Source organism: Aliidiomarina taiwanensis (assembly GCF_003987015.1).
GTDB classification, from domain to species: domain Bacteria; phylum Pseudomonadota; class Gammaproteobacteria; order Enterobacterales; family Alteromonadaceae; genus Aliidiomarina; species Aliidiomarina taiwanensis.
In genome coordinates this window covers 577525-601808 of record NZ_PIPQ01000001.1, presented here as the reverse complement: position 1 = coordinate 601808, position 24284 = coordinate 577525, and the positions used below count along the sequence as shown (strand labels likewise).

General features: G+C 48.8%; 20 protein-coding genes and 3 tRNA genes. 6 read left to right on the top strand and 17 right to left on the bottom strand.

The genetic code is table 11. From position 1 onward, the window contains the following. The first annotated feature begins 56 nt into the window (after positions 1 to 56). Positions 57 to 1592: an alanine/glycine:cation symporter family protein gene (locus CWE15_RS02785; protein ID WP_126756511.1), complete on the top strand. Its 1536-nt coding sequence runs from the start codon at positions 57 to 59 to the stop codon at positions 1590 to 1592. 63 nt (positions 1593 to 1655) lie between these two features. Here the strand turns inward: CWE15_RS02785 and tyrA are convergent, their stop codons facing one another. From tyrA to msrB, 5 genes are all read right to left on the bottom strand, one after another. Then, complete coding sequence (gene tyrA, locus CWE15_RS02780) at positions 1656 to 2795, bottom strand: bifunctional chorismate mutase/prephenate dehydrogenase (protein WP_126756510.1); 1140 nt, start codon at positions 2793 to 2795, stop codon at positions 1656 to 1658. Between the two features lie 86 nt (positions 2796 to 2881). Beyond that, positions 2882 to 4339, bottom strand: a complete 1458-nt coding sequence (katE2, locus tag CWE15_RS02775; RefSeq protein ID WP_126756509.1) for a catalase KatE2 — start codon at positions 4337 to 4339, stop codon at positions 2882 to 2884. Positions 4340 to 4493: 154 nt separating this feature from the next. Then, a complete protein-coding gene (locus CWE15_RS02770; protein WP_126756508.1) occupies positions 4494 to 5621 on the bottom strand; it encodes a M14 family metallopeptidase in 1128 nt (375 codons plus the stop codon). A 65-nt stretch (positions 5622 to 5686) separates the two neighbouring features. Next, positions 5687 to 7135: a glyceraldehyde-3-phosphate dehydrogenase gene (locus CWE15_RS02765; protein WP_126756507.1), complete on the bottom strand. Its 1449-nt coding sequence runs from the start codon at positions 7133 to 7135 to the stop codon at positions 5687 to 5689. A 162-nt stretch (positions 7136 to 7297) separates the two neighbouring features. After that, positions 7298 to 7693: a peptide-methionine (R)-S-oxide reductase MsrB gene (gene msrB, locus CWE15_RS02760; RefSeq protein ID WP_126756506.1), complete on the bottom strand. Its 396-nt coding sequence runs from the start codon at positions 7691 to 7693 to the stop codon at positions 7298 to 7300. Positions 7694 to 7789: 96 nt separating this feature from the next. Here msrB and pyk point away from each other — a divergent pair, with 96 nt between their 5' ends. Beyond that, positions 7790 to 9220 carry a pyruvate kinase gene (gene pyk / locus CWE15_RS02755; protein WP_126756857.1) on the top strand — a complete coding sequence of 477 codons (1431 nt, stop codon included), beginning with the start codon at positions 7790 to 7792 and terminating at the stop codon, positions 9218 to 9220. 34 nt (positions 9221 to 9254) lie between these two features. Here pyk and CWE15_RS02750 read toward each other — a convergent pair whose 3' ends face one another. Then, positions 9255 to 10085 (bottom strand): LytR/AlgR family response regulator transcription factor, encoded by an 831-nt coding sequence (locus tag CWE15_RS02750; RefSeq protein WP_126756505.1) that lies wholly within the window; start codon positions 10083 to 10085, stop codon positions 9255 to 9257. Position 10086: 1 nt separating this feature from the next. Further along, the gene (locus tag CWE15_RS02745; protein ID WP_198674961.1) at positions 10087 to 11154 is read right to left on the bottom strand and encodes a sensor histidine kinase; all 1068 of its coding nucleotides are present in this window, start codon (positions 11152 to 11154) and stop codon (positions 10087 to 10089) included. Between the two features lie 141 nt (positions 11155 to 11295). Between CWE15_RS02745 and CWE15_RS02740 the strand changes: the two genes are divergently transcribed. Next, positions 11296 to 13065 (top strand): M61 family metallopeptidase, encoded by a 1770-nt coding sequence (locus tag CWE15_RS02740; protein ID WP_126756504.1) that lies wholly within the window; start codon positions 11296 to 11298, stop codon positions 13063 to 13065. Positions 13066 to 13084: 19 nt separating this feature from the next. On the opposite strand, the gene CWE15_RS02735 is transcribed toward CWE15_RS02740, so the two are convergent. Both CWE15_RS02735 and CWE15_RS02730 read right to left on the bottom strand, forming a co-directional pair. After that, on the bottom strand, positions 13085 to 13924 hold the full coding sequence (locus CWE15_RS02735) for a M23 family metallopeptidase (RefSeq protein WP_338022891.1): 840 nt from the start codon (positions 13922 to 13924) through the stop codon (positions 13085 to 13087). 19 nt (positions 13925 to 13943) lie between these two features. After that, on the bottom strand, positions 13944 to 14615 hold the full coding sequence (locus tag CWE15_RS02730) for a LysE family translocator (protein WP_126756503.1): 672 nt from the start codon (positions 14613 to 14615) through the stop codon (positions 13944 to 13946). Positions 14616 to 14722: 107 nt separating this feature from the next. On the opposite strand from CWE15_RS02730, the gene CWE15_RS02725 reads away from it, so the two are divergent. The 3 genes from CWE15_RS02725 to CWE15_RS02715 all read left to right on the top strand — a co-directional run bounded on the left by CWE15_RS02725 (position 14723) and on the right by CWE15_RS02715 (position 17785). Next, positions 14723 to 15607 (top strand): LysR family transcriptional regulator, encoded by an 885-nt coding sequence (locus CWE15_RS02725; RefSeq protein WP_126756502.1) that lies wholly within the window; start codon positions 14723 to 14725, stop codon positions 15605 to 15607. Between the two features lie 243 nt (positions 15608 to 15850). After that, positions 15851 to 16645 (top strand): ADP-ribosylglycohydrolase family protein, encoded by a 795-nt coding sequence (locus CWE15_RS02720; RefSeq protein WP_157980700.1) that lies wholly within the window; start codon positions 15851 to 15853, stop codon positions 16643 to 16645. 72 nt (positions 16646 to 16717) lie between these two features. Then, the gene (locus CWE15_RS02715; RefSeq protein WP_126756500.1) at positions 16718 to 17785 is read left to right on the top strand and encodes an AAA family ATPase; all 1068 of its coding nucleotides are present in this window, start codon (positions 16718 to 16720) and stop codon (positions 17783 to 17785) included. Between the two features lie 99 nt (positions 17786 to 17884). Here CWE15_RS02715 and CWE15_RS02710 read toward each other — a convergent pair. The 8 genes from CWE15_RS02710 to CWE15_RS02675 all read right to left on the bottom strand — a co-directional run bounded on the left by CWE15_RS02710 (position 17885) and on the right by CWE15_RS02675 (position 24232). After that, positions 17885 to 17971 (bottom strand) — tRNA-Leu (locus CWE15_RS02710). A gap of 36 nt (positions 17972 to 18007) precedes the next feature. Next, positions 18008 to 18081, bottom strand: a tRNA-Cys gene (locus CWE15_RS02705). 15 nt (positions 18082 to 18096) lie between these two features. Next, a tRNA-Gly gene (locus CWE15_RS02700) sits at positions 18097 to 18172 on the bottom strand. A gap of 113 nt (positions 18173 to 18285) precedes the next feature. Beyond that, positions 18286 to 18843 (bottom strand): CDP-diacylglycerol--glycerol-3-phosphate 3-phosphatidyltransferase, encoded by a 558-nt coding sequence (gene pgsA / locus CWE15_RS02695; protein WP_126756499.1) that lies wholly within the window; start codon positions 18841 to 18843, stop codon positions 18286 to 18288. Between the two features lie 36 nt (positions 18844 to 18879). Next, positions 18880 to 20715 (bottom strand): excinuclease ABC subunit UvrC, encoded by a 1836-nt coding sequence (uvrC, locus tag CWE15_RS02690; protein WP_126756498.1) that lies wholly within the window; start codon positions 20713 to 20715, stop codon positions 18880 to 18882. 71 nt (positions 20716 to 20786) lie between these two features. Further along, a complete protein-coding gene (locus tag CWE15_RS02685) occupies positions 20787 to 21431 on the bottom strand; it encodes a LuxR C-terminal-related transcriptional regulator (RefSeq protein WP_126756497.1) in 645 nt (214 codons plus the stop codon). Positions 21432 to 21528: 97 nt separating this feature from the next. Next, complete coding sequence (locus CWE15_RS02680) at positions 21529 to 22908, bottom strand: DUF3482 domain-containing protein (protein ID WP_126756496.1); 1380 nt, start codon at positions 22906 to 22908, stop codon at positions 21529 to 21531. Beyond that, the gene (locus tag CWE15_RS02675; RefSeq protein WP_126756495.1) at positions 22901 to 24232 is read right to left on the bottom strand and encodes a DUF2868 domain-containing protein; all 1332 of its coding nucleotides are present in this window, start codon (positions 24230 to 24232) and stop codon (positions 22901 to 22903) included. The genes CWE15_RS02680 and CWE15_RS02675 overlap by 8 nt, the downstream gene beginning before the upstream one ends. Between the last annotated feature and the right edge of the window lie 52 nt (positions 24233 to 24284).

Here is a 24284-nt window from a genome sequence, read left to right as displayed (position 1 = left end):
TATGGCAAAGTGGCATTCTTAATAATAACAATACAGCAACAACCAAGGGGAACCCTATGGAAGGCCTGGTTAATACAGTTAACAATATTATCTGGAGCCCTGCACTTGTCTTTTTATGTCTTGCTGCAGGCTTGTTCTACTCTATTCTTACCCGCTTTGCTCAATTGCGACATTTTCGCGAAATGGTTCGGCTCCTGTTCCGGCCCAATCCCTCCAAAAAAGGCATTTCTTCCTTTCAAGCACTTTCTGTGACCTTATCGGGCCGTGTGGGCGCTGGTAACATTGCCGGTGTTGCGGCCGCTATAGGCTTTGGTGGCCCAGGTGCCGTGTTTTGGATGTGGGTGGTGGCATTTCTTGGTGCAAGTACTGCCTTTGCCGAGTCCACCTTAGGTCAGGTTTACAAAGAAGAGCAGAACGGCCAATACCGTGGTGGCCCAGCCTATTATTTTGAAAAAGCCCTCGGGCAAAAGTGGCTGGGTATTTTATTCGCTCTGTCTGCCGTTTTAGCTTGTGGTATTTTCTTGCCTGGCGTGCAAGCCAACGTGGTTGGCAACGCAGTAACCCAAGTCTTTGGTGAAGGTGACCTTGTAGCCACAGCCTTTGGCGACGTGGGCATGCACAAACTTATTTCACTTGCCGTTATTTTAGTGGTACTGGGCTTTATTATTTTCGGTGGTATTAAACGTATCGCCAACTTCACGCAAATAGTTGTGCCTTTCATGGCCCTTGCATACATTATTATGGCCATGCTCATTGTGTTCCTTAACCTCGATAAGGTTCCGGGCGTGTTGTCACTCATTGTCAGCGACGCCTTCACGGCGAAGGCTGGCTTTGGTGCCGCTATCGGCTGGGGTGTAAAACGGGGTATTTACTCAAACGAAGCAGGTCAAGGTACCGGCCCCCATGCTTCTTCTGCAGCGGAAGTGAACCACCCGGCTCAGCAAGGTCTAGTGCAAGCTTTCTCTGTTTACATAGATACTTTGTTTGTTTGTACTGCAACGGCCCTGATGATTCTTATTACCCAACAATACAACGTACAAACCGAAGACTTCGACATGCTGGCCAATACAGGTGTAATGATTGTACAAAACGTACCGCCAAGCACGGAAGTGGCTTCGTCGGCCTTTACTCAGTTGGCTCTGTCGAGCGTGTTTGGTCACATGGGTCAGGTCTTCGTTGGTTTGGCTCTGTTCTTCTTCGCCTTCACCACCATTTTGGCTTACTACTACATTGCCGAAACCAACGTGGCATACCTCACCCGCTTCCTCAACAAAAAGTACACCATTTTGTTTTATGTGAAGCTGGTGATTATGGCTATGGTGGCCTACGGTACGGTGAACCAAGCAGGCTACATTTGGGACATGGGTGACATAGGTGTGGGTTTGATGGCCTGGATAAACATCCTGGGTATTATCGCCATTTTCTTTGTGGCGAAGCCCGCTATTATGTGTCTTCGCGACTATGAAGATCAGAAAAAAGCGGGTGGACCTGTACGTTTTGACCCCGTTAAGTTAGGCATTAAAAATGCTCCCTTCTGGGAGAAGCGGTTAGCTAAGCAGCTGGCTGAAGACGCTAAAAACGCGAAAGAATAAATAGTTTAAAGCGGCATATAAAAAGCTCCGTAGGCTGTTTTCAGCTACGGAGCTTTTTTTGTTTTAGTCAGCGTAATGACTGATATGCCGATGGTCGTTCGCCTGCGCTAACAGGTTTCTGCTTTCCTTTAGGAAGGTGTCTGCATAGTCACCAAAGAAGTCGCTCACTTGTTCAAAGGTTTCAATAAATGCGGCACGGTCGCCCTGCTCCAGTGACGTGAGCAAAGCACCAAACCGTTCATGGTAGCGCCTGATCATGGCCAAGTTGTCGGGTGAAGACAGAATAATGTCTGCATACAGGTTCGGGTTTTGCGCAAAGAGCCTACCCACCATGGCCAACTCTAGTCGGTAAATGGGTGAACTTACACTCAGCAACTGCGCTACGTCCGCTTGCTCAGCACATAGGTGTGCTCCAAATGCAAAACTTGTAAAGTGACGTAATGCTTGAATAAACCGCATCGACTCGTCGTGAGCGGATGCGCTCACAGGTTGCAGTCGTGCGCCCCAGGTGTGCATTTGCTTGATCAGCCCATGGAAGGCATTTAACTGGCGCCCTTCAGAATACACAATGACTTGCTTTGCCAGGCTAGCCACGTCGGGCCCAAACATAGGGTGTAAGCCAAGTACAGGGCCTGAATGGGCCGCCAACATGGCGTGTAGCGGCGCTTCTTTTATACTGGTTAAGTCTACCAGCAAGCACTGCTCGGGTAAGGGGGGTAATTGCTGAATAACTTGCACCGTCTGTTGAATGGGCACAGTAATCACCACAAGGCCGGCGTCTGCGAGCAGCTCCTCTGCTTGGTGCCAGTCTTCTTTGTCCAGTACCTTCACCTGATACCCAGACAATTGAAATAAATGATGAAATAACCGTCCAAGGCGCCCTGCACCACCCACCAAGACCACAGGGCCTAAGTTAGGCATCATATTTTTAAAGCCGGCATTTTTTTCACTATTGTAGGACTCGCGCATGGCCCGGCGCAGTACGTCTTCTATGAGCTCGGGTGGCACACCCAAAGCCTCCGCTTCAGCACGGCGTTTGGCTATCAGTGCGGCTTCTCGTTCAGGAACATAAATGGACTCGCCTTGCTTGGTTTTCACTTCGCCTATTTCAGTGACAAGCTGCAAGCGTTTAGCAAACAAGGCAACCAGCTGTTGGTCAACAGCGTCTATTTGGTTGCGTAAATTCGATAGGTCGACTGGCATGGTGGTCTCAATTGGCTACAACATGGCGTTATTATGCCAGTTTCAAAAAGGCGGTGCTGTTGAAAAACACCGCCGTAGACCTTTCTTTATGGAACATCTTTCATATCAATGCCGAGAGCCTTCGCTACACCCTCACCATAGGCTGGGTCGGCTTTATAGCAATGGCGAATATGCCGATACTTTATTTCAACGGGTATGTCACCCATATTGCGTGCCGTGTTTTCAAATAGCAGCTGCTGCTTTTCCTGCGTCATAAGTCGGAATAGGTTGCCCGGTTGGGTAAAGTAATCGTCATCGTCTTCTCGATAATCCCAATGGTCGGCCGCCCCATTTATAGCTAAAGGCGGTTCACTATAGTCCGGCTGCTCTTGCCACTCTTGGTAGCTGTTGGGCTCGTATCCTAAAGTTGCACCAAAGTTGCCGTCTACACGCATAGCGCCGTCTCTGTGGTAGCTATGGACTGGACAACGGGGTGCATTCACTGGAATATGCTGGTGGTTGACACCTAATCGGTAGCGCTGTGCGTCACCATAAGAGAATAAGCGCCCTTGCAGCATACGGTCTGGCGAAAAACCAATGCCGGGTACTACGTTCGCTGGGTTAAATGCCGCTTGTTCAATTTCAGCAAAATAGTTTTCTGCGTTTCGATTTAGCTCGAATTCGCCGACTTCGATCAGCGGGTAGTCGCTATGGGGCCACACTTTAGTTAAGTCGAAAGGATGATAAGGCACTTTTTCCGCGTCTTTTTCTGGCATCACTTGCACAAACAGGGTCCACTTGGGGAAGTCACCGTTTTCAATGCTTTCGTATAAGTCTTTATGGTGGCTTTCTCTGTCTTTCCCTATTAATGCTTCTGCTTCAGCGTCGGACAGGTTTTTAATGCCTTGCTGCGTTCTAAAGTGAAACTTCACCCAAAAACGTTCGTTGTTGTCATTAATAAAGCTGAAGGTATGACTGCCGAAACCATGCATATGGCGATAGGTTGCAGGAATACCGCGGTCGCTCATGACAATGGTAATTTGGTGCAGTGCTTCCGGCAGTGAGGTCCAGAAGTCCCAATTATTATGCGCGCTGCGCATGTGGGTGCGCGGGTCACGCTTCACCGCGTGGTTTAAGTCTGGGAACTTGAGTGGGTCTCGGTGGAAAAATACGGGAGTGTTATTGCCTACGAGGTCCCAGTTGCCTTCCTCTGTATAGAACTTCAGTGCAAACCCGCGAATATCACGCTCCGCGTCAGCGGCACCACGTTCACCGGCAACCGTACTAAAGCGAGCTACCAGTTCTGTTTGCTTGCCTACCTCAGAGAATATTTTAGCCCGTGTGTATTTACTTATGTCGTGGGTAACAGTAAACACACCATATGCGCCCGAGCCTTTTGCATGCATTCGCCGCTCTGGAATAACTTCACGGTCAAAGTGGGCTAGTTTTTCTAAAAACCAAACGTCTTGGAGTAATTGTGGCCCACGCGGGCCTGCTGTCATAACGTTTTGGTTATGGCTAACAGGGCACCCTGCCGCTGTGGTGAGTTTCTTTTTCTTGGTCATTCTTTTCACCTTTTTATGAACGATGTTTCATCAGCTTAGAACACTCCAAGCGTTTGAGCAAAGCAACTTAATAGATACCCCCTATCGAATTTCTTAGGCAAAAAAAAGCCACGCAATTTCTTGCATGGCCTTTATATTTTCAGCGCTTGGCTATTTACAGCTGGTCGACAACCGCATGAATAGCCGACAAGGTGTCACGCCCAAGTTGGCTTGAACGGACGTCGTTCCAGCCCGTAAATGGTGCTGGCATATCGTCGTTGTCTTTAAACGGCATTTCAATGGTGAAAGCTAAGCACTTAAAGCGCTCGCCCACAGCGGTTGAGGCAACCGTTAGGTTCGCTTGTCCTGGTGCGTCTTTTTCGTAGCCATGGGTCACTTGGAATTCTGGCGTCGCTCGCAAGTAAGCAGTGCGGAATGCGTCTTCTAAGTTTTTATGGCGCTCGTCGTAGGAAGGAATGCCTTCGCAACCGGCCACAAAGTTGTACGGAATCGCTTCGTCGCCATGCACGTCTAAAAAGCAGTCCACGCCTACTTCTTGCATTTTATTAAGCACATGGAATACTTCCGGGCTTTGCTCAAGGGAAGGAGTCGCCCACTCACGGTTCAGGTTCACACCTGCTGCGTTGGTGCGTAAATGGCCACGCACACTGCCGTCTGGGTTCATGTTCGGTACAACATAAAACACAGACTTTTCCAGCAGTTCACGACTGATAGGCTCGTCTTCGTTCAGCAAGTGTTCAAGTAAGCCTTCCACAAACCATTCGGCCATGCTCTCACCTGGGTGTTGGCGCGCCGTAATCCAAATGTTCTTTTTACCTTCTGCTGGCTCACCTACCATCAGCATGGTCATTTCTCGGCCATCTAAGGTTTCCCCTAAATGCACTTGGCTAACCCACGCCGACTGCTGCGCCCACTGCAATAAGTCGAGGTGACGGTCCCAGCTATAAGGCACGAAATAGGCAAAGAACATGGACTCTTGTTCTGGCGTAACGCTAATAACTAGGTTTTCACCGTCAAACTCAGTAGGTACACGGAACCATTCAACACGGTCATATGAAGCCATAGCATGGTAGTTTTCCCAACCTTTCGGGTAGGCAGAGCCACCGGCGTTTTTAATGGTTAGTAAATGGTGCTGCTGTTCCGCGTTGGTCACCAATTTAAAATGAAACCACTGATAAAAGTCTGACTGGTTGTCTTTTTTAATGTTCAGCTCAATGGTTTCTGGTGAATCACAACGTAAAACTTCGATGTTTCCACTATCAAATGCACTAGTAATATACATACGAATTCCTTTAAAAAAAGAAGCGCCCGAAGGCGCTTATAAAAAATATGAGTGCTAAACCCTACTCACGCAGGAAGGCTTAATACATTCAGTCCTGCCATATCTTGTACCACACGCAGTACCTGGCAGCTGTAGCCAAATTCGTTGTCGTACCACACATAAAGTACCGCACGGTCGCCATCTACAATGGTTGCTTGCGAGTCGACAATACCGGCATAACGGCTACCTACAAGGTCGGAAGAAACAATTTCAGTCGACGCTGTGTAGTCAATTTGGTTTTGCAGCTCTGAGAACAAGGCTGTTTCACGCAAGAATTCGTTTAGCTCTTCTTTGTTGCTGCTCTCGTTTAAGTTCAGGTTCATGATAGCCATGGACACGTTTGGCGTTGGAACCCGAATGGCGTTACCGGTTAACTTACCTTCAAGTTCTGGTAGCGCCTTTGAAACAGCTTTAGCAGCACCTGTTACCGTAAGTACCATGTTTAATGGTGCAGAGCGGCCGCGGCGGTCAGCTTTGTGGTAGTTATCAATAAGGTTCTGGTCGTTGGTGTAAGCGTGAACTGTTTCAACATGACCATTGCGAATACCGTAGCGGTCGTTCACAGCTTTTAACACAGGCGTAATGGCGTTGGTGGTGCAACTTGCCGCTGAAAGAATAGTGTCTTCCGGGCTAATGTCTTTGTCGTTCACACCGTACACAATGTTTTTAATGTTGCCTTTACCTGGTGCAGTTAAAAGCACCTTGGAAACGCCCTTCGACTTCAAGTGTAAGCCGAGGCCTTCTTCGTCGCTCCAAATGCCTGTGTTGTCTACAACAATGGCGTCGTGAATGCCGTACTCTGTGTAGTCTACTTGGTCAGGGCCATTCGAGTAGATCACTTGAATAAGAGTGCCGTTGGCTTTAATGCACTTGTTTTCATGGTCAACCGTAATAGAACCATTGAACGGACCGTGAATGGAGTCGCGACGCAATAGGCTGGCACGCTTTTCTAGGTCGCCGTCACGGCCACCACGCACCACAATAGCGCGTAAGCGAAGCTTGCTGTTGCGGCCGTTGCGCTCGATAAGCAAACGCGCAAGTAAACGACCAATACGACCAAAGCCATAGAGAACAACGTCGCGTGGCTCGTCGGCTTCTTTTTTACCGGCTGCTGGTGCCAGCTGACGGCTCAAATAGTCTGCAATCGACTCGTCGCCCTGTTTGTCACGGCCGTGAATATAGCCAAATGCAATTTTGCCTAAATCGATACGGCAGTTGCTAATGTCCATTTCCGCCATGGCTTCAAGGAACGGGAAACTTTCGCGTAAGCGGAGCTTTTCGCTTTCATGTTGACGTACTAAACGGTGAGCTTTGATAATGTCGATGGTAGAGCCTGCAACTAAGCTGCGACCATAGACAACTACTTCTATACCCTTGGTGCGGTATAACTTACCAATTAACGGCTGCATTAACTCAGCAAATTCTTGACGCTCTTCCCAGCTGTGAAGAGTTGTATCGTTTTGTACGTCAGTCATGGGTTTTAAACCTTCCACGTATTTAGCAAAATCATAGTTGATTGTCGGTGTGCGGCTTATTTTATGTGCTTTTGCGCAACAACCGGGCGAAAAACGCCCATTATTGTACTAAAAACGCAGCCTGTAAGCCACCATTACCATACAACTCTTGCCTGTTCGCCTTTATTCTGCGCTTGGCACAAACTCGATCGCCACTGAATTTATGCAGTAGCGCTGCCCTGTCGGTGCAGGCCCGTCTTCAAACACATGGCCAAGATGACCCTCGCAATGGGCGCAAAGCACTTCTGTGCGGCGCATGCCGTGGCTGGTGTCTTCACGGTAGGTCACGTTCTTACCTGCCGCTTGGGCATAAAAGCTGGGCCAACCACAATGGGCGTCGAACTTGGTCTGACTGTCGAACAAATGCGCCCCACAACCAGCACAAACATACCGCCCTGCTCGTGTTTCATTTAATAAGGCACCACTAAAAGGGCGCTCTGTCCCCTGTTGGCGTAAAACATAGTATTGCTCTGGAGTTAATACTTGTTGCCACTCTTGGTCGGTTTTCTTAACCATCATTTTCCTCCTTCACCTATGTAATGCTCGTACATTCAGGCGCTTACTATGGTAGAATGAAGCATACTATTATACACCACAATAGGACTTGCAATAATGATGCTGCGTCGTACAAAAATTGTTACCACTCTGGGCCCCGCCACAGATAAACCCGGTGTTTTACGGGAGCTGATCAAAGCGGGAGCAAACGTAGTTCGCCTAAACTTTTCTCACGGAGAAGCGAAAGATCACGCTCGCCGAGCACAGGATGTGCGACGTATAGCCAAGGAGCTAGGTGTTTATGTGGGTGTTTTAGGTGACTTACAAGGCCCTAAAATACGCGTCGCGCGTTTTGCCGAAGGCCAAGTGACATTAACCGAAGGACAAACATTTACCTTGAACTCGGCACACCCTAGCGACGCAGGTGACGCAAGTGTCGTTGGCCTTGACTATAAAACCCTGCCTGAGGAAGTGTCCCCTGGCGATGTTTTGCTGTTAGACGACGGGCGCTTGCGGTTAGAAGTAAGCCATGTGAACGACACTAAAGTTGTCACCACTGTGGTCATTGGGGGTGTATTATCGAACAACAAAGGCATTAACCGCTTAGGCGGTGGTTTGTCTGCCGACGCCTTGACCGAAAAAGACTTGGCCGACATTAAAACCGCAGCAGACATTCAAGTGGACTATTTAGCGGTTTCGTTCCCCCGCAGTAGCGACGACCTAAATCGTGCCCGTGCCCTTTTAAATGAAGCCGGTTGCGACGGGGCTATTTGCGCCAAAATCGAACGTGCTGAAAGTGTCGCCACAGACGAGGCTTTAGATGACATTATCCTTGCCTCCGACGCTGTTATGGTCGCTCGGGGTGACTTAGGGGTTGAAATTGGCGACGCCCACTTAGTGGGTAAGCAAAAGCGTATTATCGAGCGTTCACGTGAATTGCAGCGTGTGGTTATTACCGCCACGCAAATGATGGAGTCGATGATTGAAAACAGCATGCCAACCCGTGCCGAAGTTATGGACGTGGCAAACGCCGTGTTAGATGGCACCGACGCTGTAATGCTCTCTGCCGAAACCGCTGCAGGCCAGTTCCCCGTTGAAACCGTGCAGCATATGAGCGACATTTGTATTGGTGCAGAAGAGTACCCGGCTCAGCGTGTTATCGATGCCTGTGTGGGCAAAACCAGCTCCGTCTCAGAAGCCAATGCCATGGCGGCCATGCATACGGCGAATAACCTAGAAGGTGTGTCTGCTATTCTCGCTCTCACAGAGTCTGGGCAAACAGCACGCCTCATGTCGCGTATTAACACCATACTGCCTGTGTTTGCTTTGTCTCGTCATCCACGCAGTTTGGCGAAAGCTGCACTTTACCGTGGCGTGTACCCTATTTACTTCGACTCAACCACAGAGGAAACAGAATACGCGCTGCGCAGCGCTATTAAGCTGCTTCATCGCTTAGGTCATGTGAAGTCGGGTGAATTTGTTATTGTCACACACGGCGACATTATGGAAACCGTAGGCGCCAGCAACACCACGAAAATCATGGTGGTGTAAGCAGGGCTTCTTGGGCAGCAGCCGCGTTATTTGGTTAGCTGCCCAATACTAGCTGTTTAATTCTGTCTTTGTACGAACGGCTTACTTTCAGTTCTTTACCGTTATTCAGCACAATATGGTATTCGCCATTTTGCCTACTACACAGTTTGGTCACTTGCTCTAAGTTCACAATAGCCGAGCGGTGAATGCGTTGGAATAAGCGTGGGTTCAGCTCCTGTTCAAGCTCTTTCATGGTCCGGCGTAAAATGTGAGTTTCTGTGCCTGTGTAAATACACATATAGTCGCCTGCGGCTTCTACCCACTCAATGGCATTAATGGCCACACGGGTAATTTCACCACTGTCTTTAATGGCGATATGTTCTGGGTATTGGCTGGTGTTGGTTAGCTCGCCGCCTTCTGCTAGGTGCTTTAAAATTTCTTCACAGTCGGCCCCACTCATTTCACTGACTAACTGAAACAGCTTTTGCTGCTGTTCATTTTCCAATTCCGGCATATTTGCAGCGGACACTTTTTCAATGGCCTGGCTTAAACGCGCATCATCTACTGGTTTTAATAAGTAGTCGAGGGCACGCACTTCAAAGGCTCGAATAGCATATTGATCATAGGCTGTAACAAACACCACAAAGGGCATGTGTTCTGCTGTGGACTTCAGTTCTTTTAACACATCGAAGCCATTCCAGCCGGGCATTTGAATGTCCAGAAATACTAAGTCAGGTTTCAGTGACGCAATGAGTGTCACCGCTTCTCGGCCACTACTGGCTTCACCGACAACTTCAATATTAGGGAATTCAGACAAACGAACCAGAAGGCCTTTACGAGCGAGTGGTTCATCGTCAACGATTAACGTACGTATTGTTTGGGTCATTTTACTCTGCTAACTGCCAAGGAATTACTATTTCTACGACACAACCTGTGGGGTTGTTACTAGACAGATTAAAGGAGTAATGCTTTCCATACAAGGCTCGAAGACGCTCTTCGGTATTTTTTAGGCCCACACCACGTTCGTTTTGCCGGACTGTTTCTGGGCTGTAAGCTGCGGGCCCATTGTCTCTTACTTCGAGATACAACCGCTGCTTGTGCACCCGACCATGCACTTCAATTATGCCCTGGTCTTCCAGCTTTGCCACCGCATATTTTATGGAATTCTCAATCAGTGGCTGCAAGATCATGCTGGGCACCAAAGCTCGCTCTGCTTCAGGTGTTATGTCAATCGTGACATGCAAACGCTCAGCAAAGCGCAGTTTTTCAATATCTAAATACAGCATCATGGCGTCGATTTCACGGGCCAATGAAATACGTTTAATGGGGTCGTTGTCTAAAGAAAAGCGTAAAAACTCACTCAGCTTCGACACCATGCCGTTGGCTGTTTTGTTTTCATTCACCAAAATAAGCGTTGAAATAGCATTCAAGGTGTTGAATAAGAAATGCGGGTTTAACTGGTACCGCAGCATTTTTAGCTGAGACTGGTGCGCCATCGACACGGCTTGCAAAGCTTTTTGCTTCTCGTCTTGCAGTAGCTGATAGTACTTAATGACAAAGTACAAGCCACTCCACGACATCATAATGTAGAACTTCACCACGCTGTGCTTTAAGTAGAACAGCCAGTTATATGGGCGGTAGCCGAATTTGTAAATTTCCCAATGGGTCGCGTTGTCAATGACCGCCCAAATTGCAGCCGCCACGTAAGAGCATGCCAACACCACGATAATCAGCAGCAGCGGCGGCGCATTCCAAATTTTTCGATAAAAATAGCGCATGGGTATCGTAATAAGAAACCCACCATAGGCCCCAAGCAAGATAATAAGTACATAGATACTGCGCATTTCTTGTATAAGCGAGCCAATGTATTGAACAAATGCATAGCCGAGCCACCCCATAATTTGGAGAGCCCAAAACATTTTGTTTCTGTCTTCTAAAATAACGCGCCAGTTCAAATGAATAAGCCTTACTGTGAATGTTGCAATATTGTAACTAAGTAGCCCCAGGTTTAGCGATGTTCTTTATCGTTTGTTTAGGCTGTTCTGTCGCAGTCAGCCCCATGCTATGGTATGCCCATTGTTTTTAAGGAGTATTTTATGATTGCAGTACGTATTGACCTTGCTTCGCCTCATCATCATTACTTTGACGTGAGTCTTTCCTTCGAGCAGCCTGACCCCGATGGGCAAGTTTTGCGGTTGCCTGCCTGGATACCCGGAAGCTATATGATACGTGACTTTGCCAAACATATTGTTAGCTTTGAGGCTAGTAGCTCGTCTGGTGCGCTTGAATACATCCGACCAGATAAAAGCACCTGGCAATTAGCCCCGACTGAAGGTCCAGTGACCGTTCGATACCGGGTGTATGCTTACGACGCCTCCATACGGGCCGCCTATCTGGACCTTCACTATGGCTTTTTTAATGGCACCAGTTTGTGCTTAGAGGTTCTAGGTCAAAGCCAGCAGCCACACCAAGTAACCCTTGTGCCACCTTTAGACCCTGCCCTAACTCAGTGGCAGGTAGCTACCGGTATGCCCGTCGCTTCAGTCGATCACAATGGTTTTGGCAGCTACCAAGCGGAAAATTACGATGCACTGATTGACTACCCGTTTTTGCTCGGTGAACTCTCCCGCATTTCTTTTCACGCCAGCGGCATTCCCCATGAGCTTGTTCTGGTGGGCAAACATTACGCCAGCCAAGCAAAGCTGGCGGAAGATTTAACGAAAATTTGCGAGGCCCAGCACACTTTATTTGGCGGTGCGCCCGACTTCGACCATTACCTCTTCTTAACGATAGTGACAGACAATGGGTTTGGTGGGCTTGAGCATAGGAATAGCACGGCCCTGATGTGCCCACGTGATGCCCTTGAATACGGCTCTGCAGAAGCGCCCCGAGACGCCTATGTGGAGTTTCTTTCCTTATGTAGCCATGAGTATTTTCACAACTGGAATATAAAACGCTTAAAGCCGAAAAGCTTCTTACCTTATCAGCTAGACCAAGAAAGCTATACTGAGCAGCTGTGGTTTTATGAGGGGGTTACTTCGTTTTATGACGACCTGATGGTTTACCGGGCGGGTTGTATAAGCGCTGAGGCGTATTTAAAGCGACTTGAAAGCACCATAAGTCGCGGCTTACGAGGGCAAGGCCCACGCCGGCAAAACTTAGTGGAGTCGAGCCAGCTCGCTTGGACGACCTTCTATCAGCAAAATGAAAACGCGGTCAATGCTATTTCCAGTTACTATGCCAAAGGTGCCGTGGTCGCCGCGTGTTTAGACTTATTATTACGCAAAACCAGCGCCGGACTTCACAGCTTAGACACTGTCATGCACAACGTGTGGGCAACTTATGGTGTAACCGGCTTAGGGACCAGCCAGGAGGAGTTACTTGCTGTTTGTAACCCGGAGCAACATGCGGACATTACCGCATTTCTCGAAGCAGCCTTATACAGTACAAAACCGTTGCCCTGGCAAGCCCTCTTAGCTGAACTAGGTGTGCAGGCCGAGTTCAGCCCTTTCGACCCGATCAGCCAACACATGCGAACACAAGGTGAGCTGCCACAGGTTGAACTGGGAGCTGGGCTGCAAGCATGCCCACAAGGGTTTAACGTACAGCGAGTTATGGAAGGCAGTGCGGCCGCTTTCGCAGGCTTGAGCGCTGGCGACACCCTGATTGCCCTTGACGGCTTACATGCCACTGAAAAAAGTTTAAAACTAGCCCAACAGAGGTTTCAACCTGGCGACACTGTGTCAATACACTTTTTTCGTGATGCCCAACTGCACCATAGCCAATTAACTTGGCAGGCGCCTGTGCCAGAGCAGGTTCAGCTAACCCTTGCCGACCCTGCTCGCTTCCCTTGGCAGCCAAACTAACCCCGCACGTTTTACACGGTTAGTTGCGCTTCGGCACCAAGTATTGGGGGTCGAGGCGCACATTGCCCCAATTAATACGCCAGTCCAAGTGTGGACCCGTAGCACGGCCTGTAGCGCCTATTTCAGCCACTACTTCCCCCTGCTTCACTTCTTGCCCGACTTCCACATGCATGGCGCTTAAGTGCAAGAAGGTAGAGAAAAACCCATAACCGTGATCAATGATCATGGTGCCCCCAGAAAGCACCATGTCTGGGTGTGCCAAACGCACAATACCGCCCGCTGGTGCCACCACAGGAGTCCCCGTAGGGGCTGCCACGTCTAAACCATAGTGGGGTGTTCGCGGGTTACCATTTAAAACCCGCTGACTCCCATACACGCCGGATATACGCCCTTCTGCAGGCCAAATAAAACCATTGGCAAAGTCTTCCCGCTCCGTACGATGTTGACGTGCAATCCACACTTCTTCATTGTTTTTCCGAATTTCGGCAACCACTTCAGGGTCGGGGGTGACGGTACGCTTCGGTAAGCCGTCAATGCGCTGTATATCGAAGGTTCGGCTAGCAATGGGGTAGCTTTGTTGCCACACCTCGCCCGAACTTGCAGTCAGCTTCAGCTCCACTGGACCGGTTTCATCGCGACCAAAGCCAAACACAAAGTGGCCGTTTGTACTTACCTGCACAGGCTCCCCATTGAGTTGCACGCGGGTACTTGGGTTTGTGTGCCCGAATACTATGCCCCCTTGTTCAAAATGACCTTGCAGTGTTGGTGCCATATCTGCGGCATACACTCGCCCCCAAAAGGCGGCAACCACCAGCACACACATAAGCACGCGCCAGGTGCGACATGAAACACGAAACATAGAAGAAAGCTCCTTGCGTTTATAAGAAAGTTAAAGCATACCACTGCCACAGCAGATGCATAGCCAAAATGAACACAATCAGCCCCATAACCCGGTCGAGCCAATGACCATAAGCATAGAGCCAGCCACGTAATGGCGTTTTACCTAGCAGCAGCGACAAGGCAGCAAACCATACAAAGGTCGCCATTGCTAAATACCCACCGTACAGAGACTTCACCACTAAAGGCGTTTCCACAGACACAATGGAGGTAAACAGCGCCAAGAAAAACATAGTGGCTTTCATATTTAAACCATTGGTTAAAAAACCTAAACCAATGGCACGTGGGACACTCGGTGCTTGGGTCTGAGCTGACTGCTGGGTAGTGGGCATGGCTTCTTGAGACTTTTTAGCGCGCAGCAAAATGCTGGCTAACCAAAGAAAATAGCCTGCAGCAACCAATAACAAACCACCATAAAGAATGGGCGTAGCTTGCACAACAAGCGCCAGCCCTAACACGGAATAGGTCACATGAATCAGAATACCCAGAGCAATACCTAAGCTAACCCATACCCCAATACGTGCCCCACATCGAACACTGTAGCGGCTGACCACCGCAAAGTCGGGACCAGGGCTAGCAACGGCAACTAAATGGGCTACGGCCAAAGCCGTAAACTCAATCCAATAGGGGGAATTTAATAGTGTATGAAGCATGCGGTTGCCTTATTCTCCTTATATTAAGCACACACCTTCACCATGACAAAATGTAATGCTAAGATAACCTCACCTACTAGCAGACACAGTCACAGCAGGGCCTTTTTATGAATAAATCAGAATTTCCTTCACTCAATGCACTGCGTGTATTTGAGTCTGTTGCCCGCTTGCAGAGCTTCAAGCAAGCCGCTGCTGAACTTGGAGTAACCCAGTCAGCAGTGAGCAGGCAGTTAACCACCTTAGAAAAACAACTCGGCGTTAAGCTTATACAGCGTGACAACCGCGTGCATGCCCTGACTGCCGCAGGCCAAGCCTTGGCTCCCGAACTGCACCGCGTGTTTCGCCAGCTCGAGCGCATCGTGACTTATACCATTAATGAAGGTGAACAAGCGCGGCGAGAAATAAGTATTGGCATTAGCCATGAAATTTATAGCCAGTGGTTGGCCCCAAAGTTAGAGGAGTTCCAGCAGCTTTACCCACACCTCGACTTGCGCTTTGTACAAGTGCAAGAGTATATGGATCGTAGCAATGAAGAAAGCTTAAATGGCCTACTTTTACGTAATGAAGTGGACGCTTTAATTGTGCTTGGCCAGAGCAAACAAAAACAGTTGGTTTGCCAAACATTATTGACACTGCCAACAGCAGCCTATATTGCTAATGATGAGTCAGTAAAGCAGAGCCAAGAGCTGATTCGTGTGGCCCACCAACCCCTGCCAAGCAATATAAAAAAGCAAACGGCGTTACCTATTGAGCGCCAAGCCCATGCCCAAAGCTCGCTGATGGCAGCCACCCTTGCAGCGGCACAGCAGGCTGTGGTTATTTTACCCCTGCTCTATAAAGCCATTACTCAAAGCACCCCACTACACCAGCATGCGTCGCTCGATGTAAAACTGCCCTTGTCCATTATTACCCGCAAAGACGACGAACGAGAGCTGGGCATGGTCGCGCTAAAACAATGGCTAGAATACCGCGCCGAGCGGTTTAAGCCCTAAGGCCCTAGCAAACAACTGACACAAAAACAACCCCTAAAGCGAAATAATCTTGACTTTTACACTCTATTATGCTAGTGTCCCCTTCCCGTTCGGGAGGCCTATGTCAGAATGCCACCCGAACGACATTAGATAGCTCACCCTTTTTAATACACCACAAACACTAAAAACTGATTGCACTATACGTTTACAGGCTGTTTTTTTTTGATAAAAACAGCCTGTCTGTTCATTGGATGAAGGATGTTTATGCAAACAATAACTGGCGCAATACTCGGTGATTTTGTTGGAAGCGTTTATGAGGCTGCAGGTATTAAAGGCATGATGTTGCCCTTAGTACTGACCACGAGCCACATCACAGACGACTCTATGATGACCTTGGCAACTTACTGGGCCCTAACGAAAGAGCAGTCTTTCGCTCCCTGGCTCAAGTATGCGTGCACGCAATATCCCCAGGTGGGCTTTGGGGCCACCATGGAGCAATGGGCTGCGGGTGAAAGCCCCGTGTATTTAAATGCAAACAGCAATGGCGCGGCGATACGTATTTCGCCCATTGCCAGCCTCGACACGGATTTACATACTGTCTTGGCCTTAGTGGAAGAAAACGCTGCACTGACCCACACGGGCGAAGACGCAATAACAGGCGCACGGGCGCTTGCTGAAGCTATTTATTTAGCCCGTCAAGGAATCAGCAAGGACACCATACGCAGTACCATTGAACGAACCTACGCCTATTCACTGGACTATGACATAGACGCCCTTTTCCACCACTTCGAATTTACAACGGCTGCCGCTGAAACCGTTCCCGTGGCTATTTGCTTGGGGCTGATAGCTCGCGACCCTATACACTGCCTGCGCTTAGGCTTGCATGTGGGCGGCGATACGGACTCCATTACTTCAATGGCCACAGCATTAGCCGCCTCGTTTCCTGGCGCTCACTTGCCCACAGAAGAAACGCAAAGGCTGCTGAGCTACCTTGCCCTTCATTACCCAGAGTTTGTTCGGGTAGAGTCGCCTTTACAGGTCCCACTCTACACACACTAAACTACCCCATTTCCCTGCAAAGGCCCTAGCAAGGGCTTTGGTCTCCCTATACCTAAAAAGTGAGGATTGAACATGAGCAAGAATAATAAACCAGCCAAGTGCTCAGCTAAGGACGACTTCTCATTGGACGATTTAGTTGATGAGATAATGGGTCCGTTTCCAGAGGCTTTTCAACGCGATAAAAACCATTCGCCTATGCTATTTCAACCGTCGCATTTAAAGCAAAGCAAACGGCTCTCTTCGGAGCAAAACAGTGCTGCTTTTCGGCCATTTCTGCAAGAGAAGCCTTATAAAACCCTGGTACCTATTACCAACCAAATAAAGGAACTGAATGCCTTAAAGCAACAGTTCCCAAACTTTTCTGAGGTGATCGCGTACTTCCAAGGGCAGATCGCTATTTGCCAGCACGCAGGCACTTCCCTTGCGGTGCCTCCCATTAACTTACAAGGCGAACCTGGCATTGGTAAAACCTTGTTTGTTAAAGCGCTAGCTGAAGCATTAAACACGGAGTTCTTTGACTTGCATGTGGGCGGTATGCATGCGGAATTTGAGCTTGTGGGTGGCAATAGCATGTTTAGCAAAGCAACGGCCGGTGCGTTAGCTACAACCTTGATTATCAAAGCCAAGACATACAGCCCTGTGGTGCTATTAGACGAGATTTGTTTATTAAAAAATGGCACCAATGAGAACTTATACCACCCGCTTTACAGTATTTTAGATACAGAGCAAGCAAGAAGCTTTCGGGATCAGTTCTTAGATATTGATATTGACGTCAGCAACGCCCTTTATATTACCACTACAAATAACCTAGAGCAGGTGCCAGCCGCTATTCGCAGCCGAGTGAACAACTTTCATGTGACAGCTCCTAGCTTGGAACAAAACTTGGTTATTGTGCCGAATATATTTAAGCACCTGCTAGAGCAATTAAAGCTATCCGATAGGGTCAGTAACACCCTGCCACGGCATAGTTTATTTGCGTTGGCTGAGCGCCCGCCACGGGAAATCAAAAAAGCGCTGCATCGTGCGGTGGGCTGTGCCTTATTAAGAGCAGAAGAAAATATTGAGCTCTGCGACGCAGACTTTGCGCACATTATTGATTTAGGGGAACACCATGTCAGTGAACATGACCTACTGCATTAGCAAAGCAGTGTTAGGGAGAAGTCTTGATAGAAAGCTTGAAGAGTGAGATTTAAATGCTGCAGGAGAAGCAGTGATACTTGAGTTGTGACCAATTGAAATTGGTGCCCGGGGCCGGACTTGAACCGGCACGCTGTTACCAGCGAGGGATTTTAAATCCCTTGTGTCTACCAATTCCACCACCCGGGCAAACACATTTTTTTGTACTTTAAACTGTCTCAAGTCTGGAGGCGGGTCCCGGAGTCGAACCGAGATCCACGGATTTGCAATCCGCTGCATAGCCATTCTGCCAACCCGCCAGAGACTTGAAATATTGGAGCGAGTAACGAGGTTCGAACTCGTGACCTCAACCTTGGCAAGGTTGCGCTCTACCAGCTGAGCTATACTCGCACTTTATTTCAGTTCTTGCGTGTGGCTCTTGCCAAACGCAGGGCCATTCTACCCATAGAGATTCTGCCGTCAACAACAATTTTCACTTTTTTGTTCGACTGCTGCTTTTTTGGCTAATTCGCTCTATTTTCAGCCGTTAATTCGTCCCAAGCGCTCATTAAGTAGACTTGCATCGACCACAGGGTAAGGACTGCAGCTGTATACAAGGCAACCGTGCCAACGGTCGAAATAAACATATTTGCATTCCAAAGGAGTGCCGTAAGCGCAATCATTTGTGCTGTGGTTTTAATTTTCCCCAAGGAGGAAACTGCCACCGCATCGCGCTTACCTACTTCCGCCATCCATTCGCGCAGAGCCGAGATAATAAGCTCTCGGCTGATAATAATCAAACCGGGTATGGTAATCCAAAGGGTTTGATGGTGTTCAACCACGACAATGAGCGCAGCGGCTACCATAATTTTGTCTGCTACAGGGTCAAGAAATGCGCCAAACTTGGTGTGTTGGTTCAGCTTTCGTGCCATGTAGCCGTCTAGTCCGTCCGTGATGGCCGCAAAAACAAAAATACAGGCCGCGGCAAAGTGTGCATAGGGCACAGGTAAATAGAAAAACACTAAAAACACCGGGATAAGTAAAATCCGAAAAGACGTTAATAGATTTGGGATATTCCACATAAACTGCTCGTTCTCTTTTATTGTAAGGTTTTTGTGTTATTCATCACGCAAAGCATAATAAATGGTTTCTGCTAAGGGTTTACTAATACCAGGTACATTGGCTAGCTGCTCTATACTAGCCCCTTTTACTTGTTGTAATCCACCTAGATATTTCAATAGATTTTGGCGACGCTTAGGCCCTACCGACGGAATAGACTCTAATGTAGAGGTTTTCTTCGCTTTGGCGCGCCGCTGTTTGTGGCCTGTAATGGCAAACCTGTGAGACTCGTCTCGAATGTATTGAATAAAGTGCAGTCCAGGGTTGTCCGCGGGTAAATGCCGGGTATTGCGGCTATAGCCAAAAATGAGTGTTTCCAGCCCTAACTTCCGACTTTCCCCTTTCGCCACGCCTATCAGCAGCGGCTTCTGCGGCCACTCAGCAAAGTACTCTTCCGCTTGGGTAAGCTGACCCTTGCCGCCATCAATAAACACGATATCAGGCACTGTGTCACGCTCCACTGCATGCTTATAGCGCCTGCTTAACACTTGCGCCATGGCGGCGAAGTCGTCGCCTGGGGTTATGCCGTCGATATTATACCGACGGTACTCAGATGTTCGAGGTCCTTCTGGGCCAAACACCACACACGAAGCCACGGTTTGCTCGCCCATAGTATGGGAAATATCAAAGCATTCAAAGCGCTCGAGGTTTGGCTCCTCGTCATTCAGCTCGCTTGCCACGAGCTTTTGTAAAGCATCGAAACGCGACTGCATAAGCGAAGCCTGCCCTAACCTGCTTTGCAGCGCATTCATGGCGTTCTTGTTCGCCAAGGCTCGGTATTGGGCACGTTGCCCCCGGTGGTTACTGGTAATGCGCACCCGCTGCTGTAACGCGTCTGTCAGTTGTTGACTAAGCTCTTTGGCGTGGGTTGGCTGGAGCGGGCTGACAATTTCGCTGGTCACCCGCTTTCCTTGGCTTTCGTTTAAGTAAAACTGCACTAAAAACGACTCAAGAACCTCCGCGTCGGGCGTATGGGCCGGAACTTTCGGGTAGTAACTTCTACTCCCATGCACGGCATTTTGTCGAATAAACAACAAGTGAATGCAGGTCATGCCTCCTTCTCGCCAGAAGCCAACGACATCAAGCTCTTCCTGTGCTCCGGACACTGCATTACGCTCTTGTACTTGGCGCAGTGCTGCAATTTGATCTCGTAACTCCGCAGCTTTTTCAAAGTCGAGTGCTTGGCTGGCTTGGTCCATAGCTGCCACTAAGCGTTCAATCACTTCGTCGTTCCGCCCCCGCATAAACATGCGCACTAAATCAACTTGTGCTTGATACTCTTCGTCGCTTGGTATGTTCACACAGGGTGCCAAACACCGCTTCAGTTGATATTGCAAGCAAGGTCGACTGCGCGCACGGTAAAAAGTGTCATCGCATTGACGTACGGGAAAGAGTTTTTGCAAAAGCTTTAGGCTTTCACGAACCGCATGACCATTTGGGAAAGGGCCAAAATAGTCCCCCTTTTCACGGCGTGCGCCACGGTGAAAGGCTATCCGCGGGTGTTTGTGGTTAGATATGAAAATGAACGGGTAGCTTTTATCGTCACGCAGTAACACGTTATAGCGTGGACGGTACTTTTTAATAAAGGTGTTTTCAAGTATAAGCGCCTCGGCTTCCGAATTGGTGACTGTCACATCCATATTGGCTATGTTGCGCACCAAAGCTTTGGTTTTAACCGCGTCCAGCTGTTTCCGAAAGTAACTCGACACGCGTTTTTTCAGGTTCTTGGCCTTCCCTACATAAATAACCTCACCGTCGGCGTCGTACATGCGGTACACCCCAGGTTGTTGGGTTAGAGTGGCTAGAAACTGTGAGGAGTCAAACACCTTATTTATTTACCTTGGCTATCTGTTAAACACGTAGCCAGTTTACCAGATAGCCATAGGTCTGTCCTGTGCTCTGTAGCTTAGGGCAGCTCCGCTTGCGGCTCTACCAGCCCACTTTTTATAGCTAAGTGAGCTAATTGCACATCACTGCTTACTTGCAGCTTTTCATAAAGTCGATATCGGAATGTGTTAACGGTTTTGTTGGATATCACCAATCGCTCTGCTATTTCTTTCACCGATAACCCCAGGCTGACCATTTGAAATATTTGTCGCTCGCGATTACTTAAGCCGAACGTCACGCAGCTGTCGTCTGCGTATTGACGATAACGCTTAAAGGCAGCGGTTAGATAGGGCGAGCTATAGCGTTGCCCTAAGGCAACGACCTGACAGCCACGGACTAACTCTTCTGTTTCTACAAACTGATAAAAATAACCGGGAATCAGCGGGTGCCGTGTTCGCATGTCCAGCGCACAGGCGAGTGTGTAGGTCCAAAGCATGACTTTTGCTCGGGTGTGTTGTCGATAAATCGTTCGCAATAGACCTTGCATACGTGACTTTTCGAAATGAGCCGAAAGAATCACAATAGCATTGGGGCTTTGTTGGAGCTGCTCTAAAAGAGCATTGCCGTGACTGACCTCGATGGGCTTCCAATGCTGTGCACTTAGCTCGGCCACAACACCACGACACTGAACACCTTTGGGGATTGCAACAATTACTTTCTTCATCTTCACGTCCTTGTCTAAATAAAAAAGGCAGTTGTTAACATCTCGTTACATATAATTGCAGGCTTTAACCTAAAGTCAAGCTTAGCTCAAGCAAAAGCTATTTAGCACTCAACATACGGTCTAACGCCACCTTTACTTCCTTAATAAAGCCAGCACGATCATGGCTATGCCCTCTTCCTCCGCCAAGCTGCGACCAACTTGGCTGTTGGCTTAAACTGCGTAATTTAGTGCGTAAATCCGTACTTATAACCAAGCTGTTGTCTAGCTCTAGTTGTAATGGCTCAATGGCTGCATGGCCCCTGTGCAATAAGGCGCGAATAAGCAGCAATTGTCGCTTTAACAGCATGTCCAACACCTGGCTTTCTGCTTGCATTAATACTTTACCGGTGAATTTAGCTTGTAGTTTTTTGCTGAATTTTTTACTCCCTTGGTACAAGCCCCCCACCATGGCGCCAAGCACGGTGCCTGCCCCTAAACTTAAACCACCGGTGAGTATGTCAATGCCCGCACCGACCGTGCCGCCGGCGACAACCCCTGTACCTGCCTCCACACCGAGCTTTTTCCAAGCGTCGGCATTAAAACTGTGTTGCTGCCAACTACCCTCCGTAATCGGCAGCTGCTGCAAACGCGCGTCGCCAAGATCAAACCCAAACACGCCAAGTATGTCTTGTAAACACTGGTTTTCTGCTTGTATGACCGTGTTTTTAAATGCAGACTGCGCTTCGATGAGGTCAATTTCATTGTCAGCGTCTACGGCTATTTGGAAGGCCCCTACATTCACCAATAGCTCAGCAAGTAACTGAAAGGCTGCGGACTGTTTGAAAGCCTGCTCTTGCTCCCGTGCTTGCTGTAACCGCAGTAAAGGCTCGCGGGCCATAGGCATAGCTGCAATACACTGCTCCAATAGCCTATTTTCGTCAGCCAAGGAGCTACTTTGGGTGTCAAACAGCACACTGTTGTGCAAATTTACGCGCGCCAAAGCTTCTTGCCAGGGCTGTAAGTCGCGCCCGGCATCAAGAAAGTTTAATACAGGAATAATGGGTTTTGCTGCCAATCGCAAAATAGCCAGCTCGTCAAGGTACTTTTCTAGTACCGGCGTTCGGGTGTCAATAACAAACAAGGCAATGTCTGTATTTAACAGTTGCCGTATTACTTTTGCTTCTTGTTCAAAGGTGGCCTTGGCTTCAGGAGCATTTAAAAACAGCTCCAGGAGCGCTGGACCGTTGTGCTTATGACGGTCGTCCATATAGCCTTGCAAGTGTTCGTATAAGGCTTGGCTGTCTTCTAGTCCGGGCGTATCAAATAGCTGCACAATGGTTTCGTGCTGCGCCCGCAACTCGGCCATGAGTACGTCGCGGGTGGTACTTGGGGTCGAAGACACCTCACCAAAGTGCGGGTCTTTTAGTAGCGTACGCAAAAACGAGGTTTTCCCCGTATTCGTATGGCCGACCACGCTCACGCGAACGGGGTTAAACATTTGGCTGCTCCTTATTTATTCGTACTCGCACCCGGTGCACAGCTTTCATGTCGTTAATGGCAGCTTGCCAACTGGGTGTAAAGTGCCCCTCGTGCGTCATGAGAAAACAGTCGAGCTGTGCGGCCAAAGGCAATAAGCTCCTGATCAATCTGAGGTTGCCGCGGTCGGGGGTCAACTGCGTGTCGATGAGTAGCACTATGTGTGCCGCAGGGCGCTTTTGCAACGTCTGCTGAACCCGTTCGACGTCGCTTAAGCTGGCCAGTACACCCAATACCTGGTACTCAGCAAATAACCCATAAGGGATGGGCTGCTCATGCTCTAAATGCACTAAATAGTTGCCCTTTCCTGTATGCGGTTGTATCTGTGAATTCGTGTCTTGCGGTAACGCTCCATCCTTGTCTATGGTGCGGGTTTGGCTGCGCATAAGCAAAGGCACCAAGTGACTAAGCCCTGGCTGCTGCTTGTCGATCTCTAATTTGTTTATACGTCGCATAAGTACCAAGGCACACACACCTGCGCTGACAAGGCGTAAACCACAGCCATAGACTAACACCATGGTAATAAGCCAGCGCCCCACTTGGACTTGGGTGTCTACCTGGCCTGCTTGCAACTCTGTCACCTTAGGTAAAGCGCCTCCTAGCCAAGCCAAACTTGCGCCTAACAGGTGCGCTAGCTGTTCCATGGTGGCTTGGTCTAAAACAGTGGTTTCCCAAGTGAAGGTATAGCGTTGGAACAAAAACAAGGCTCCCAGCGTACCGGCAGCTGTAAGCAGCAACATAAACCAGTACATATGGGTAAACACGGAAAAAAGTAACTTGCCCAAACGATAATGACGCAAGGTGTGTACAAAAGCTTGTAAGCAATACTGCGCTTTTGCATTCTTATTGAACAGCAGCATGCCTCGCTGCATAACGCCTGCGAACCAGCCTGTCCCTTGGGCTTTCATGCCATAAAGCGCAGCCCATACAATATAAAGCAGTAAATGCACACCCAACAAAGCAAACAGCACCCAGGGCAGGCTTAATTCGCGAGTGGCACTGTTATTCACCACTTGTGCTAAGCCAATTCCCAAAAGAGTCGCCAGGCCCAGCAGCAAGAAAACAACCCCTTTGATGTTCTGAATGCTTCTTTGCAAGTTTGAGTCCAAGCCGTACGTTGTCAGTAAATGCAGCGCTCGGCCTTGTAACCTTGCGTCAATGGACGCCGCTGGACTTGCACTTTCAGGTAACGAAGGGTCTGCAACGCCTTCGCCACGCTCGTAGCAGCGTACAGTTTCTACTTGCCATAACTGCAAGAACTTACGTTTACACAATGAATAGCCCATGAAAGGAAGCTTACCTTATTAATAGCAGGATATAAGACGTTGATATCATAAG